Source organism: Enterobacter sp. PL_is514 (genome assembly GCF_055816715.1).
The window spans coordinates 495,948-511,027 of record NZ_JBVPGN010000036.1 but is presented as its reverse complement, the minus strand read 5'-3'; the positions used below and the strand labels follow the sequence as shown (position 1 = coordinate 511,027).

General features: G+C 59.2%; 16 protein-coding genes and 1 riboswitch. Of the genes, 3 read left to right on the top strand and 13 right to left on the bottom strand.

Features of this window, described 5'->3' with window-relative positions; all coding sequences use genetic code 11:
• Positions 1-4: 4 nt before the first annotated feature.
• Genes AC0TNG_RS22710 through AC0TNG_RS22665 form a run of 10 tightly spaced genes read right to left on the bottom strand, consistent with a single transcriptional unit; the run spans position 5 to position 8,588 of the window.
• On the bottom strand, positions 5-790 hold the full coding sequence (locus tag AC0TNG_RS22710; protein ID WP_024908222.1) for a cobalt-precorrin-6A reductase: 786 nt from the start codon (positions 788-790) through the stop codon (positions 5-7).
• Positions 787-1,512 carry a precorrin-3B C(17)-methyltransferase gene (locus AC0TNG_RS22705; protein WP_417927185.1) on the bottom strand — a complete coding sequence of 242 codons (726 nt, stop codon included), beginning with the start codon at positions 1,510-1,512 and terminating at the stop codon, positions 787-789. The genes AC0TNG_RS22710 and AC0TNG_RS22705 overlap by 4 nt, the downstream gene beginning before the upstream one ends.
• On the bottom strand, positions 1,512-2,567 hold the full coding sequence (cbiG, locus tag AC0TNG_RS22700) for a cobalt-precorrin 5A hydrolase (RefSeq protein WP_248273048.1): 1,056 nt from the start codon (positions 2,565-2,567) through the stop codon (positions 1,512-1,514). The genes AC0TNG_RS22705 and cbiG overlap by 1 nt, the downstream gene beginning before the upstream one ends.
• Positions 2,548-3,321, bottom strand: coding sequence for a cobalt-precorrin-4 methyltransferase (locus AC0TNG_RS22695; RefSeq protein WP_024907721.1), 774 nt, complete (start codon positions 3,319-3,321; stop codon positions 2,548-2,550). The genes cbiG and AC0TNG_RS22695 overlap by 20 nt, the downstream gene beginning before the upstream one ends.
• Positions 3,314-3,883 (bottom strand): decarboxylating cobalt-precorrin-6B (C(15))-methyltransferase, encoded by a 570-nt coding sequence (locus AC0TNG_RS22690; RefSeq protein ID WP_024907722.1) that lies wholly within the window; start codon positions 3,881-3,883, stop codon positions 3,314-3,316. Before AC0TNG_RS22690 ends, AC0TNG_RS22695 begins: the two co-directional genes overlap by 8 nt.
• Entirely contained in the window at positions 3,873-4,478 is a 606-nt protein-coding gene (locus AC0TNG_RS22685) for a cobalt-precorrin-7 (C(5))-methyltransferase (RefSeq protein WP_024907723.1), read from the bottom strand. The genes AC0TNG_RS22690 and AC0TNG_RS22685 overlap by 11 nt, the downstream gene beginning before the upstream one ends.
• Entirely contained in the window at positions 4,472-5,611 is a 1,140-nt protein-coding gene (cbiD, locus tag AC0TNG_RS22680; RefSeq protein ID WP_463726885.1) for a cobalt-precorrin-5B (C(1))-methyltransferase CbiD, read from the bottom strand. The genes AC0TNG_RS22685 and cbiD overlap by 7 nt, the downstream gene beginning before the upstream one ends.
• Positions 5,608-6,240 carry a cobalt-precorrin-8 methylmutase gene (locus AC0TNG_RS22675; RefSeq protein ID WP_417927183.1) on the bottom strand — a complete coding sequence of 211 codons (633 nt, stop codon included), beginning with the start codon at positions 6,238-6,240 and terminating at the stop codon, positions 5,608-5,610. Before AC0TNG_RS22675 ends, cbiD begins: the two co-directional genes overlap by 4 nt.
• A gap of 12 nt (positions 6,241-6,252) precedes the next feature.
• Positions 6,253-7,212, bottom strand: coding sequence for an adenosylcobinamide-phosphate synthase CbiB (gene cbiB, locus AC0TNG_RS22670; RefSeq protein WP_208763715.1), 960 nt, complete (start codon positions 7,210-7,212; stop codon positions 6,253-6,255).
• A complete protein-coding gene (locus AC0TNG_RS22665; RefSeq protein ID WP_473713125.1) occupies positions 7,209-8,588 on the bottom strand; it encodes a cobyrinate a,c-diamide synthase in 1,380 nt (459 codons plus the stop codon). The genes cbiB and AC0TNG_RS22665 overlap by 4 nt, the downstream gene beginning before the upstream one ends.
• Positions 8,589-8,688: 100 nt before the next feature.
• A riboswitch (cobalamin riboswitch) is annotated at positions 8,689-8,864 on the bottom strand.
• A gap of 453 nt (positions 8,865-9,317) precedes the next feature.
• On the opposite strand from AC0TNG_RS22665, the gene AC0TNG_RS22660 reads away from it, so the two are divergent.
• A complete protein-coding gene (locus tag AC0TNG_RS22660) occupies positions 9,318-10,184 on the top strand; it encodes an L-threonine kinase (RefSeq protein WP_473713124.1) in 867 nt (288 codons plus the stop codon).
• On the opposite strand, the gene AC0TNG_RS22655 is transcribed toward AC0TNG_RS22660, so the two are convergent.
• The 3 genes from AC0TNG_RS22655 to cobA are packed head-to-tail and all read right to left on the bottom strand — an operon-like array spanning position 10,176 to position 12,707.
• Positions 10,176-10,823, bottom strand: coding sequence for a precorrin-2 dehydrogenase/sirohydrochlorin ferrochelatase family protein (locus AC0TNG_RS22655; protein ID WP_248163810.1), 648 nt, complete (start codon positions 10,821-10,823; stop codon positions 10,176-10,178). The two genes, AC0TNG_RS22660 and AC0TNG_RS22655, sit on opposite strands and share 9 nt — an antisense overlap.
• 4 nt (positions 10,824-10,827) lie before the next feature.
• On the bottom strand, positions 10,828-11,898 hold the full coding sequence (cobD, locus tag AC0TNG_RS22650) for a threonine-phosphate decarboxylase CobD (protein WP_267216752.1): 1,071 nt from the start codon (positions 11,896-11,898) through the stop codon (positions 10,828-10,830).
• 38 nt (positions 11,899-11,936) lie between these two features.
• Entirely contained in the window at positions 11,937-12,707 is a 771-nt protein-coding gene (cobA, locus tag AC0TNG_RS22645) for a uroporphyrinogen-III C-methyltransferase (RefSeq protein ID WP_473713123.1), read from the bottom strand.
• A gap of 517 nt (positions 12,708-13,224) precedes the next feature.
• Between cobA and glmS the strand changes: the two genes are divergently transcribed.
• Entirely contained in the window at positions 13,225-13,674 is a 450-nt protein-coding gene (gene glmS, locus AC0TNG_RS22640) for a methylaspartate mutase subunit S (protein ID WP_024907732.1), read from the top strand.
• Positions 13,674-15,062: a methylaspartate mutase accessory protein GlmL gene (gene glmL / locus AC0TNG_RS22635; RefSeq protein ID WP_024907733.1), complete on the top strand. Its 1,389-nt coding sequence runs from the start codon at positions 13,674-13,676 to the stop codon at positions 15,060-15,062. Before glmS ends, glmL begins: the two co-directional genes overlap by 1 nt.
• Positions 15,063-15,080 lie beyond the last annotated feature (18 nt).

Genomic DNA, 15,080 nt, shown 5'->3' with positions numbered 1-15,080 from the left:
CTCCTTAAGCAGCGGCCAGCCAGCGGGCTAAGCGCCCGGCGAATGCGGCCTGACTTTCCAGTAACTCTTCTCCCGTCACCAGCGGCGCCGGGCGTGTAATCACGATGCAGGGGATGCCCGCATCCAGACAGGGTTGAACCTTTTCCCGATAGCCGCCTTCCGCACCGGACGCTTTGGTGATCATCACGTCAGCCCGGCACTGGCGATAAAACGCCGCGTTAAACTCAGCGCTGAATGGCCCGCACATCGCGAAGATCTCGGTAACGCCAAAGCCAAGCCCGGCGCATTGCTCAAGGACCTCGGGCACCGGCAGCACCCGGGCCAGCAGCGTTTTCTCCGGCAGCCCGGCGCGCCAGCGCGCCAGATCTTTACTGCCGGTGGTCAACAGCACGCGTTCGCCCAGCCGCCGCGCGATGTCGCAGGCCTCTTCTATGCCCGGCACGCTGTAGAGCAGCGGATGCGTCAGCTCGCTGAGCTGTTCGGGGCGCTGATAGCGGCTAAGCAACACGCCCACCGTTTCACAGGCCGCCAGGATGTTGCGGCTGACCACCTCAGCGTAGGGATGCGAAGCGTCAATCACCCAGCGGGTCCGGTTTTGCGCAAGCCAGTCAACCATCTGCTGCGGCTCCAGGCGGCCACAGCGCACCCGGCCGTTAATGTCGCCCGCCAGCCGCTGCCCGGTGGCCGTCGCCACCGACAGGGTGTAGGCCACGCCGGCCGCATCCAGCTGCTGGCAGATCGCGCGGGCATCGCTGGTGCCGCCCATGACCAGCACGTCGCCATAGTTCACAGCACATAGCCCCGGGGTGTGATCATCAGCCCCTCCTGAACGTAAGTGGCCTTATTTCCGACGATCACCAGGCTTGTCATATCGACCGGCTCAAAGTCCATGTCGCCCAGCGTGGTCAGCCACTTCTCCTGCTTTTTGCGCCCGGCAGACTTCACTACCCCTACCGGCGTTTGCGGGCTTTTGCTGGCGGACAGCAGCTCAAACGCCCGTGCCAGATGGCCCTCGCGCCCCCGGCTGCGCGGGTTATAGAAACAGATGACGAAGTCCGCTTCTCCCGCAGCAACAATGCGTTTTTCAATGACCGGCCACGGCGTCAGCAGATCGCTTAAGCTGATGTGGCAAAAATCGTGCATCAGCGGCGCGCCAAGCAGAGACGCGGCGGCGATACTGGCCGTCATCCCGGGGATCAGGCGAACCTCAACGTCCAGCTTCTGTTTGCTGACCAGTTCCAGCACCAGCCCCGCCATGCCATAAATACCGGCGTCGCCGCTGCTGATAAGCGCGACGTTATGCCCGGCCTGCGCCAGCTCGATCGCCGCCTGACAGCGTTCAATCTCTTTGCACATCCCGGTTTTGATCACCTGTTTGTCGCCGGTGAAGGCCTTCACCAGATGGGTATAGGTTTTGTAGCCAACGATGATTTCTGCCGCCTGCAGCGCGTCTACGGCTTCCACGGTCATCATGGCCTGCGAGCCCGGGCCGATTCCAATTACGGTTAACATCAGTGTGAAACTCCCAAAGTGATAGTGACGCCCTGTTCGCGCAGGGTTTCTCCTCGTAGTTGCCCATGGCTCAGCAGCCACGCTGCCGGTCCCGAGACGCTCCCCACCCCAACCGTCTGGCGTACAAACGGTGAAGCCGGAAAGCGGTGTTCGTGCTCACGCAGCGCGTCAGCGGTAAAGGTTTCAAACGGCACACCCCAGCAGGCGGCAAGCTGAAGCAGGCCCGCTTCGTCTTTTTTAAGGGAGACGCTGCCAATCGCTTTCAGCGCCAGCGGGTCGAACTGCTGCGCTGCAAGCTGGCGCATCAATAGGGTCGCCAGCAGCGGATACGGCGTGTCGCGTCGACAGCCGATGCCCGCCACGACCCGCTGGGGAACCAGCGTCCAGTGCGGTAACGGCAGTTCCGGCAGCGTGTTGCGCAGCGTAATACACACCAGCGCATCCATTTCCGGGAGGTGCTGCAGGTCGCTCACGGTGATAAACCCGCGCCGATCGCACTGACTGACGTCGTCGTCGAGTTCCGCATCCCACCACAGCCCTACCCGCTGATGGCTCACCAGCATCTGGTTGACGATTTTCACCGTCGTTCGGAAATCGCGCATTCGGGCATTCAGCTGGAAGGCAAGGGTATCCAGCGCGGCCATCTCGTTGACGTCCGTGGCGGTGGTAATCACCGGGTCCGCCCCCAGCATTTCCGCCAGATAGCGGGTCAGCGCATTCGCCCCGCCAGCATGGCCGGAAAGCAGGCTAATCACGTGCTGCCCACGCTCGTCGATCACCACCACCGCCGGGTCGCTCAGCTTGTCGTGGATGAGGGGTGCCAAAACGCGCACCGCAATGCCGGTGGCGCCGATAAAAATCAGCGCCGGATAGCGCGTGAACGCCTCGCGCACCGCCGGGGCAAAGCCGCCATCGAAGGAGATAAAGCCCTCTTCCCGCAGGCCCTCGCTGGTAAAGCAGGTGACCGGCAGCATTGCCGCCAGACGCTTCGCCAGCCGCACGCCGCCCGGCGTCAGGCAAAACAGCGCGATGGGCTCAGGCTTTACGGTATTCATGGCTAAAATCCGCGGCATAGAGTTTTGAGTAGTGATACTCCTCGCCCAGGAACTTCCCAACCAGAATGAGCGCCGTTTTGCGGATCCCCGCCTCGCGTACTTTGTCGGCGATATCCGCCAGCGTGCCGCGGACGGTGTGGCTTTCCGGCCAGGTCGCTTTATAAATGACGGCAACGGGCGTGGTGGCCGGATAACCGCCTTCAATCAGGCGTTCCGCCACCCGGTGAATACGCTGGACCGAGAGATAAATCGCCATCGAGGTCTGATGGCTGGCAAATGACTCCAGCTGTTCACGTTCCGGCACCGGCGTGCGGCCTTCGAGGCGGGTAATAATCAGGCTCTGCGAGACTTCAGGGACGGTGTATTCCACCCCAAGCTCCGCCGCGGCGCCGAGGAAAGCGCTGACGCCGGGCACCACCTGCCAGGCAATGCCGCGTTTGGTCAGCTCTTCGCCCTGCTCGCGAACGGAGCCGTAGAGCGAGACATCGCCGGTCTGTAAACGTACCACCGTTTTTCCGGCCTTCACGCCCGCCGCCATCAGGTCGATTATCTGTTCTAAATGGAGTTCCGCGCTGTCGTGGCATTCGGCTCCCTGCGGGCAATACGCCAGCAGCTCGGTATTGATCAGCGAACCGGCATAGATAACCACCTGCGCCTGCTGCAGCAGCCGGTAGCCCTTGAGCGTGATGAGCTCACGGTCACCAGGACCGGCACCGACAAACCACACGCAACGGGAATCAAACGTCTCAGACATGGTGTTCTTCCTTCTGACAGGCGATAACAAAAACGGGATTATTCGGTTTGAAATAGTGACCGCTGCCGAGCGGGGTCAGCGCGGAGACCTGCATTTGCAGGCAATCAATGTTCTGGACGCCGATCTGCTGCAGATGGGCCAGTGCGGTAGTGAGGTTTTCCTGCAGGATAAACGTCATCACCAGACGTCCACCCGGATGTAGCTGGCGCAGGGACCAGTCGATAAGCGAGGTCAGATGGCCGCCGCTGCCGCCCATAAAGACCGCATCGGCCTTATCCGCCACGGGTAAGGGCGCAACGCCCGGCAAAATCGCGATATTGCGACAGGCAAAATGCTGGCGATTTTCCGCAAGCAGCTGCAGAGCTGCAGGGTTACGCTCTATGGCCGTCACGTGCAGCGAGGGAAACAGCAGCGCCGCCTCTATCGACACGCTCCCGGTTCCCGCACCGACGTCAATCAGGTGGCTGGCGCGATGCAGCTCGAGCTTCGTGAGGGCCAGCGCGCGTACCGCCTCTTTGGTCATCGGCACCGTTTCGCCGCGCAGAAACAGTTCATCTTTCATCGAGGATCACCACCGCATTCATCTCATAGTCGGCACTGACCTCACTGACGGGCAGCCAGTGGATCCGTTCATTTTCCATCGCCAGGTTTTCACCAATCACCATCCAGCGATGGCCCTTCCCGCGCGCCACCAGCTGCGCGGCAATCTCTTTCGGCCCATACTGGCTATCGGTGACCATCGCCACTTTGCGATGCCGTGCCAGCTCGTCAACGTTCACGTTGCGGCCATGGCTGCTGGTGAGCCACATCTCATTCATATCAATGCCCGCCTGCGCGCACAGGTACTGCACCGCGCTGATACCGGGAATAATGCGCACGCGCGCCATACCGAAATGCGCCACCATCCGCGATCCGATGCCGTAAAAGAGCGGATCGCCGGAGGCCACAATCACCACCTTTTTCTCCTGACGTGCCTCAACCCAGGCCAGCAGCGCCGGAATGTTGGCCCCCAGGACAAACGTCTCGCCGCAAAACGCCGGGAACTGCAGCAGATGGCGTTTTCCGCCGACCAGCGCATCGGCGCGATCGATCGCTTCACGCGCGGCGGGCGTCATCAGGCGCAATCCCGCAGGCCCCATTCCCACGACCGTTAACATTGCAGCGCCCGGGCAATCGCCTCGACCGGGCGGTTGCTGCCCAGCACCTGGTTATCAAAGGAAAACAGAATGGCGTCACAGGTCGGCGGATTTTTGGTAAAGCGCAGCATCTGCATTACGCGCAGGCAGATCCGTTCGGCGAGATGGCTGTAAAGCGCCTGAAAACCCCAGGTTTCGATGTGTTCCATCGCCGCTTCGGTGGTATCGCACTCGCTGACGACGGTGAGTAATTCCAGCGGCGCACCGAGCAGCGCCAGATGCGCCACCAGCGTTTCCATGCGCGCATCGGCGATATGGCTGTGGGTGTGGAATATCCCGGCGGCAATTTTGATGAGCTTGCCGGGATGGCCGACCAGCACTATCTGGCGAAACCCCAGCCGCACCGCCTCTTCGATCATGTAGCCGACAAAGTTGCTCATGGTGACCACGACATCTTGATCAATGCCCATCTGCTCGCGCACAAAGCGCTCGCCATGATTGCCCGGCACCAGCACGACCCGCTCCAGCCCGGCCGCGCGTTTAATCTCCAGCTCCAGAGAAAGCGAGCGTTTCCAGCTCTCCTCTGACATCGGCGTGACAATGCCGGTGGTGCCGATGATCGAAATACCGCCCAGGATCCCGAGGCGTGAGTTGTAGGTTTTCTGCGCACGCTCTTCGCCTTCAGGGGCGAAGATTTCCACGTTGGCCCCGCGCGTCGGGCCAATCGCCTCGCGCACGGCGGACTCAATGGTGTGACGCGGCGTGCGGTTGATCGCCGCGCTGCCGATGGGCAGGCCGATGCCTTTGCGCGTCACGGTCCCCACGCCCTCGCCGCCCGCCAGCGTAATCTCGCCGCTGTCGTTGAGCGTCACGCGGGCGAAAATCAGCATGCCGTGGGTGGCGTCAACGTCATCACCGCCGTCTTTGCGGATGGCCGCAATCGCCTGCTGCCCTTCAATGTGCGGCGATTCCACGTTCAGACACAGCGAGACGCCGGAGGGTGTCACAATGGAGACCTGATGAATGAGGTGCTGGCGCAGCACCATCAGTGCGGCGACTTTCGCTGCCGCGGTCGCGCAGGAGCCGGTGGTGTAGCCTTTACGTAATGCCTTCCCGTTATGCCATACCGGGGCATCGAAGGTGGAATCGCTCATCGCGCCCCCTGCAGGTAATAGAGCATGGCGTTTACAATCGCCGCCGCCACATTGCTGCCGCCTTTGCGCCCGAGTGCCGCAATCGCGGGCAAATGGCTGTGCGTCAGCGCCTCTTTCGATTCCGCCGCCCCCACAAACCCCACCGGGACGCCCACCACGCCGCTGACGGCAACATCATGCTCAAGCAGGCGAAACAGCGCCGTGGGCGCATTGCCAAAGACAAAGATCTTCTCGCTCTCTTCCGTCACGGCGATATCCACGGCCGCCATCGAGCGGGTGATTCCCTGGGCCTTTGCCTGCGCCACCACCCGCGGGTCGCTGATATAGCAGCGGCATTCGCCCCCGAACGTGGCCAGCAGCGTTTTGTTGATCCCGGAGAGCGCCATCGTGGTATCGGTATAGATAACGGACGGGCGACGGAGCGCCGCGCAAAGCTGATCCAGCGCGTCATCTGAAAACCAGAGAATATCCAGCCAGTCAAAATCTGCGGTGGTATGGATCACCCGCTTGACGATCGCCTCATGCAGCGGGCTGGCGAACCGGTACTCCGGCCGCGTTTCGCGAATGATTTCGCCAATGATGTCGAAACTTTTGGCTTCAATCGCCTGGGGTTGCTGGATGTATTGCATTGTCTTTTGTCCTCAGGCCGCGCCAGCCATCAGCCAGCGTGCTGCGATAAACAGCGCCAGCGCCAGGGTGGAGGAAACCCACATCAGTCGAATCGTTCGGGAAATGTCGTCTACCGCAATCGGGCGCAGCGCGTCGCCGATCCACGGCTTTTCCACGCGCTGGCCAAAATAGGTGTTGGGTCCGCCAAGCCGGATGCCCAGCGCACCGGCAACCGTCGCTTCAGCCCACGCGCAGTTGGGGCTGCTGTGGTTGTAGCGGTCGCGCCAGCCGACGCGCAGCGCGCGGGAGGGATCCTCGCGGCATAGCCACGCCGCAACGCTCAGCAAGAGCCAGCTCAGGCGCGCGGGGATAGCGTTCGCCACGTCATCCATACGGGCGCTGACCATGCCGATCGCGCGGTATTTTTCATGCTTGTAGCCCACCATTGAATCGAGGGTATTCACCGCCTTATAGGCCATCGCCAGCGGCGCGCCGCCCAGCAGGAGGAAGAACAGCGGGGCGATAACGCCGTCGACCGTGTTCTCCGCGACGGTCTCCACCACCGCCCGGTTGATCTGTTCCGGCTGAAGCTGAGAGGTATCGCGCCCCACTATCCAGGAGAGCTTTTCGCGGCTTTCATCAAGGTCGCCTGCCCGCAGCGGGCGTTCAACGTCCCGCGCGGCGTTTGCCAGACTGCGCCCGGCCAGCACGGTAAATATCATCCACACCTCAATCGCCCAGCCCAGCCAGGGATGCACCCACCGTCCGAACGCCAGCACGCCCCAGGCTATGCCCCAGGTCAGCCCCACGACGGCCAGCCACATGACGCCGCCGCCAATGCGTAACGCCGCGTCGCTATGGCAGCAGCGGCGAACACCCCGCTGCACCGCATTGATCAGGTTGCCTATCCAGCGCACCGGATGCGGCCAGCGTTGCGGGTCGCCGATGATGACATCGAGCAGCCACGCGACGCACCATGCCATCAGGGTCATAGCGCCCCCCTCGCCGCCGTCAGCCAGCGGCTGAGCATCGTGGGGCGTTGGGCAAAGTGGAGGTGCAGGTAGCTTGCGAACGTGTTGCCAACCTGCCAGCCACCCGCCCATTCCTGCATCGTCACGCCATCACGCACTTTGCGGCACGCCAGTACCGCAGGGGTTTGGGGGGAGAAGTCGGAATAGTGAAACTCATGCCCACGCAGCACCTCCCCGCTATCGGCCAGCAGCGTGGGCTGGCGCGCCTGCGCCTCACAATAGCCAAAACGGGTCAGCCGTTTACCCATCCTGCTGTGGCCGGGGATAATATTGGCCATCCGGTGGGTGACCCCCTCGCTATCTTCCAGCGTGCTGCCGAGGTACATCAGCCCACCGCACTCGGCGTAGATCGCCACCCCGCGCCGATGCGCCTCCCGCAGGCTGGCGAGCATCGCGGTGTTTTCCGCAAGCCGTGCCGCATGCAGCTCCGGGTAACCGCCCCCGAGCCAGACCATCTGGCAGTCAGGTAAGCGGCTATCACGCAGCGGGCTAAAGCGGATAATGTCGACCCCGGTACGTTCAAGCAGCGTGATGTTATCCGGGTAATAGAAGTTGAAGGCCTCGTCATCGGCCATCGCGAGCGTTAAACCGCGCCCGGCGTCCCCGTCAGGGCGCGCGGGCCAGGCGCCCTGCGGTAGCGACGCCATCTGGCTGAGCGCGAGAAGTTGTTCGATATCCAGCGTACGTTCAAGAATGGAGGCAAAATTTTGCCAGGTCTGCGGGTCCGCGGCCGACTCCCGGGCGGTGACCAACCCAAGATGGCGTTCGGGCAACCCGACGCCCTCAACGTGCGGCACATAGCCCAGGACGGGTAGCGTGCAGTAGTGCTCAATGGCCGTTTTGAGCAGCTGATAATGTGATTCGCTGTTGACGCGATTGACAATCACCCCGGCAATATTGAGGGTAGAATCGAACCGCTGAAAGCCCATTACGGTCGCGGCAATCGACGTAGAAACCGCCTTGCCGTCCACCAGCAGAACCACCGGACAGCCCAGCTGTTTTGCCATCGCGGCGGTGCTGCAATAGTTCGGATCGGTGCCGTAGCCGTCATACAGCCCCATCACGCCTTCAATGACCGCGATATCCGCCTGCTGCATATGCTCGCAAAACAGCGCGTTGAGTATTGGCTCAGGAAGCATGAAGCTGTCGAGGTTGCGGGAGGAGGTGCCGCTGACTTTGGTATGCCAGCCGGTATCAAGATAGTCAGGGCCCACTTTATACGGCTGGACGCGTAATCCACGCTGTTTTAACAGACTCAACAGGCCAAGCGTCACCGTGGTTTTACCACAACCGCTTCCGGTACCTGCCAGAACAAACGCGTACTGCTTTGCCGCCATGACCCCGATCCTGTCCAGGGTGGTTGGGAGGTATAGATACACGTCGTCCCAGTCTTTCGACTGTATGATGCATCAGTACAACCCACTTCCCACCGAAGTTGTTGAACGTTCCCGACAGGCAGGTCTTCTGGCTTAGCGTCCTCCTCGCCCGTCCTTCCCAATCTCGCGATCAGTGGTCATTACGGGGTCGTCAGCATCACAGCAGCGGGGGCTGCGGGGGATTGTCACCCCCTTCCCTGCCACAAATGTGGCAAAACCTGTCGGCTTACATTATGAGAAAGAGTTCGTTCTCAAAACAGCAATGCTATTTACGGCGTTTCAATTCACCTTAGGCAATTACTTAACCGCAAATGAAAACCATGCTGAGTAAAACGTGGCGCCAGAATAATTGACGCCTTTCTCAATAACTCAACGTTTTATCACAAAAAATAAAAAGCAAAGATAATCACGCTTAAAATCTCAATATTTATTGTTCTATGACAAGTTATTGCACTACTTGATATTTTTTCATTTTATTGTGATCAAAATTCATCAGGATATTAAAGCCCGGCAAAAACATAATATTGCTGCCCAACGTAAGTCAGTGTGATTTCATTGATGCATTACGCGTTCAGCAGGATCGCAAAATAATATGGAGACTATCCAGGTCGGAATTTGCGGTATATCAAGGTAAGAGGAATATCCTCATGACACTATGCTCCAGAAATTTCTGACCAGTAAGGTGGAAACGTGGCTGTTGCGCAATGCCCCGCGTCGTGCGGTGAGCTTATCCAGGGCTGGATTTTGGGCAGTGAGAAGCTGGTCTCCTGCCCTGTCGAATGGTACAGCACCGTTGAGGTGAGCCACGGCTCACCCGTGGCGGATGAACGCCCGCTGTCGCGCGCGATGGTCGAGCGATTGTTGCAGCACTGGCATTATCCGGCGCAGCTAAGCCAGGATATCCGCATTGACGTGCACTCGACCATCCCGGTTGCCAAAGGGATGGCCAGCAGCACCGCGGATATCGCCGCCACCGCCGTCGCCACCGCCCACCATCTGGGGCGTCAGCTCGACGAAAGCACGCTGGCAATGCTTTGTGTTTCGCTCGAACCCACCGACAGCACCGTGTTTCGCCAGTTGACCCTTTTCGATCATAACGACGCTTCCACGCAGATCGCCTGCCACGCCCAGCCCGCTCTCGACCTGCTCGTTCTGGAAAGTCCGCAAACGCTGCGTACGGCAGATTACCACCGCATCCCGCGTCAGGCGGGGCTACTGGCCGGTGCGCCAGCGCTGGAACGCGCGTGGGGTAAAGTCCAGGAGTCCTGCATAACGCAAAACCCTTATCGGATGGGCGAAGCGGCCACCCTCAGCGCCATCGCCAGCCAGACGCTGTTGCCTAAACCGGATTTTGACGCACTGCTCTCACTGGTGGAGGAGTGCGATATTTACGGGGTGAACGTGGCGCACAGCGGCAGCGTCGTGGGTCTGATGCTGGACAGAAATAAAGACGATGTCGATTATGTGAAATGGCTGCTGGTAAAAAAACAGCTCACCCGCCACTGGCCTGAACAACACCTGCTGCGGATGGTAAAAGGCGGCGTGACGCTACTCTGACAGCAGCCTGTGCTGAATGAGCCACTCGACCTGCTGCCTGACCTCTTGCTCGTGCTCCTGCGCTAAAGCCTGCTGCAGCGGAGCATGCCGGAAGAACGCGGCCCAAAATGCACGCTTGCGCTCCCGGTCACCGCATGCGCGATTAATCCGTTCACGAAGCGTCCCCGCCAGCTGCACGCTTTCCCGCATGCCCGGAGGAAGGTGGGCGGCGACATGCGCTTTGAGGATCTTGCTGTACACCGGCGCGTTGCCCCCGCAGCTCAGCGCAATAATGACCGGCGAATGGTCGATTATGGCCGGTGAGATAAAGGTGGCAGCCGAAGGGTCGTCCGTGACATTGCAAAAGATACGCTCCGCGCTGGCGGCCGCGGCGACCTGACGGTTCACCTGCGGATCGCTGGTCGCGGCAATGACCAGCCAGCACGACTGCAGATACTGCGGCGAAAACGTCGCCGGAAACCACTCGATGTCACCGCTCGCGTGCAGGCTGGCGAGTTCCGGCGTCAGGGTGGGCGCAACCAGATGCAGCACCGCCCCGGCCGCCAGCAGCCCCTTCGCCTTATGCGTCGCCACCTGCCCGCCACCGACGATCAGGCAGCGTTTCCCCTTCAGGTTGCAAAAAATCGGGAAATAGTCCATCGCCTTAGCCTTGTAAAACGTGAGTCAGCGCGGCAATAAACCGGCGGTTCTCCGCCTCGGTACGCACGGCAATCCGGTAGTAGTCGCGATCGAGCCCTGGATAGTTTTCGCAGTGGCGGATAAGAATGTGATGGCCGAGCAGCGCCGCCTTCAGGTCGAAACCCGGACGCAGACAGCGGAAGAAAATAAAGTTGGCCTGCGGATTCCAGACCGCCAGCGATGAAAAGCGCGCCATCGCCTGCCACAGGAAATCCCGCTCCCGGGCGATAAAGGCGTGGCTGCGAGCAATATAGTCCTCATCCGACAGCAAATGTTGCCCCACAAGCGCCGAGAAGGCATTCACGGACCAGGGCTCACGGGTGCGTTTCAGCTGGTGAATGGTTTGCGTATTGCCGCTCAGCAGATACCCAAGGCGCAGCCCGGGAATAGCAAAAAACTTGGTCAGGGATCGCAGCAGGTAAAGATAGCGTGACTCCGCCAGCCGCGGCGCCAGCGTGGAGCCCTGCGGCAGAAAATCGATGAACGCCTCATCCACAATCAGCGCAATCTGCAGCGATTCGCACAGCGAGGCCAGCCGGTCGAGAAGACCGGCATCAGGCATGAGTCCGGTAGGGTTGTTTGGCGTCGCGATGAACAGGCAATCGGGCCTGTGCGCGCGAACGGCGTCCAGTATGGAAACATCCACCTGGAACCCGTTCTGCTCACTCAGCGCATGGTCAATTATCTCGCAACCCTGCTGCTGTAATGCCCGGCGATATTCGGCAAAGCCCGGTACCAGCAGCATCGCCCGGCGAGGGGCAAGCGTTCGCACCAGGCCATAGATCAGCTCCGTTTCGCCATTCCCGGCAACCGTCTGGTCATAGTCACACCGGCTGGCGGTGGCCAGCGCCTGATGAAGATGGCGGTATTCAACGTCCGGGTACTGCATGATGATATCCAGATGGGACACAATGAGCGACCTGACGCGATCGGGGAGCCCTAACGGATTGATGTTCGCGCTAAAGTCCAACAGCAGCTCGGGATCGATCCCCAACTGCAGCCCCGTTTCCAGAACGTTACCACCATGCTCACTCATTCGTTTCACTCGTCCATTTCGAAAATGTCAGGATAACATCAGACAACAACCTGATTCAGCGCGATATGTGATGCGGTAAACGCCAGTATCTCCTGCAGGCTGACCACCTCACCGATGACGATAAGCGCTGGAGCATGCAGTTTTTGACGTTCAACCTCGAGGTGAATATCGGTCAGCGTGCCTTTGGCGATCTGCTGACGAGACTGGCTGGCATACATCACCACCGCTACCGGCGTTTCAGCGGACATGCCTCCCTCGATGAGCTGCTGGCAGATTTCCGTCAGCCGCGTCATTCCCATCAGAACGATCAGCGTTCCGTTGATTTGCGCCAGGGCATGCCAGTTTTGCGGGTCGTTCCCCTGGCACATATGACCGGTCACAATATGAAAGCTGGAGGCGTAATGACGGTGCGTGACCGGGATCCCGGCATAGGCCAGTCCGCCAATCGCGGAACTGATCCCCGGCACAATTTCGAACGTCATGCCGGCTTTCGCCAGCTGCTCGGCCTCTTCGCCCCCGCGGCCAAAAACGTAGGGGTCCCCGCCTTTCAGGCGCACCACCTGGCGCCCTTCCCCGGCATGCTTGACCAGCAGGGCATTGATTTGTTCCTGAGGCACCGGATGATGGCTTGGGGTTTTACCGACATCAATAATCAGACAGCCTGCCGGAGCCTGAGCCAGAAGTTCAGGGTTTACCAGGCGATCGTGAACAATCACCTCCGCATGGCGGATGCAGTGCAAACCTTTTACCGTAATCAAAGACGCATCGCCAGGCCCTGCCCCTACAAGCCAAACCTTCCCTTTACTCATCGTTATATCCTCAGATTAATATTTAAAGACGCAAGAAAGCGGGTAATTAAAATTAGTGCTGAATTATACATCCCCTCCACTCATCAAAAATTTGATGTATTTATCACTCTTTCTTAATTTTACGAATGGCGTTTATGACCAATATCAATAAAACAGTGAATACCGCCTTCCCTCTGCCATTACGACATTATTGCTTTGGTCATCATGCTTAAAAAAACATATAAATCGCCTTCAGCAATAAAACAGGCGCGCGATCACAAATATTAAAATGGTTTTGTCAGCGACGTTTACAGATAAATATCAACCCTAAAATAAAGCACGCACAAGCAATTGATACAAAACACTTTTCAATGCAACACCATTACCATCATCATTTTTGGAAGGATTTTTTGAAAATAGATCAATTGCATCCCTTTCGTCTTCAAAACACACTCCAACACCATTAACAGACCCAATGTACATTAACCGTTTTTAATACCCATTTTATTTTCACTATCAGCCCTACAGAGGATTACCCATGAAGAAATCAACACTTGTTATTGGCGTCATTGGTGCTGACTGCCATGCGGTAGGCAATAAAGTTCTGGATCGTGTTTTTACTTCCCATGATTTTCACGTCATCAATCTTGGTGTGATGGTGAGCCAGGATGAATATATTGATGCGGCCATCGAAACGGGTGCTGATGCTATTGTCGTTTCATCCATCTACGGCCATGGCGACATCGACTGCCTGGGGCTGCGCGAGCGCTGCATCGAACGCGGTATCGGCGACATTCTGCTTTTTGTTGGCGGTAACCTGGTCGTGGGTAAGCACGATTTCGCCGATGTCGAAGCCAAATTCAAAGAGATGGGTTTCAACCGCGTGTTCGCTCCGAGCCACGACCTGGAGGACGTCTGTCAGCTGATGGCGAACGATATACAACAGCGTCAGCGCGTTGAAGAGCTCTGTCTTGAAGAGGGCTTCTGATGCAAATCGTCTCAGTCGACATTGGCTCGACGTGGACCAAAGCCGCACTCTTCACGCCGGAGGGTGATGCGCTAACGTTGGTCAACCACGTTCTGACCCCGACGACGACCCACCATCTGGCGGAGGGTTTCTTTACCAGCCTGAACCAGGTGCTAAACGTTGCCGATGCGCGACCGTTGCTGAACAGCGGGGACGTTACGCTGAAATACTCGTCGTCGGCAAAAGGCGGGCTCGCCGTTGCCGCAATGGGTCTGGTGCCGTCAATAACCCTGGAATCAGCCAAAGTCACCGCCCATTCAGCGGGTGCCAAAATTGCCCAGTACTACTCGTACAAACTGAACCGTCACGATATCCAGGCGCTGGAGGACTCCCCGCCGGACATCCTGCTGTTCACGGGCGGTACGGACGGCGGCGAAGAGAGCTACGGACTGGCCAATGCCCGCGCGCTGGCAGCGTCAACGCTGGACTGCGCCATTATTTACGCCGGAAATCGCGATATTCAGGACGACGTGCAGGCCATTCTTGGCCACAAAGATCTGATCGTGGTCGACAACGTTTTGCCTGACCTCGATCACCCGAATCCGTATGCCGCCCGCAAGGCTATCTGCGATGTCTTTCTCTCCCGCATCGTGAAGGGGAAAGGGCTGGACGTTATCGTCGGGGAAACCGGCGAAGAGCCGATGCCTACGCCGTGGACCGTCTACGAGCTGGTGAAAGCGATAAGCGACATCGACAGCGCGTGGAAAGAATTCATGCTGATCGACATGGGCGGAGCCACCACCGACGTCTATTCCGCCAGCGCTAACATGCTCTCCCCGGATACCGTCCTGCACGGCGTGCCTGAGCCGTTTGTGAAACGTACCGTAGAGGGCGACCTCGGCATGCGCGTCTCGGCGGTGGTGGTTGGCGAAAGTACGCAGGAACTGGTGAACGCGGTGTTCGCCCACCAGCCTCAGCGCAGGGAAGCGTTCTATGGCTATCTGCGCCATCTGGTCGCGCATCCGGACTACCTCCCTGCTACCGAAGAAGAAAAGCATTTCGACACGCTGCTGGCCGGGCTGTGCGTGGGGTACGCCAGCGAGCGCCATGCCGGCACCAAAAAACAGGTCTGTACCTGCGTAGGCAACGTCGATTTGCAGATGGGGCGCGATCTGACCACCGTGCGCAAAGTGGTGGGTTCCGGAGGATGGCTCTCCCGCGCCAGCCAGTTCGACATTCACCGCTGGCTGAAGTACCGCGAGCTGGACGACAGCAGCAGACGCGTTCTTTTACCCGGGCAGTTTGACTATTACCGCGATGCAAAAGGTCTGCTTCCTCTGCTGGCGAACGTCGCCAGGCTGGACCCGCAGGCGGCGGCTCGCACCAGTATTCAATGTTTAACCCTATAAAACCTAAGGCAGCAACGA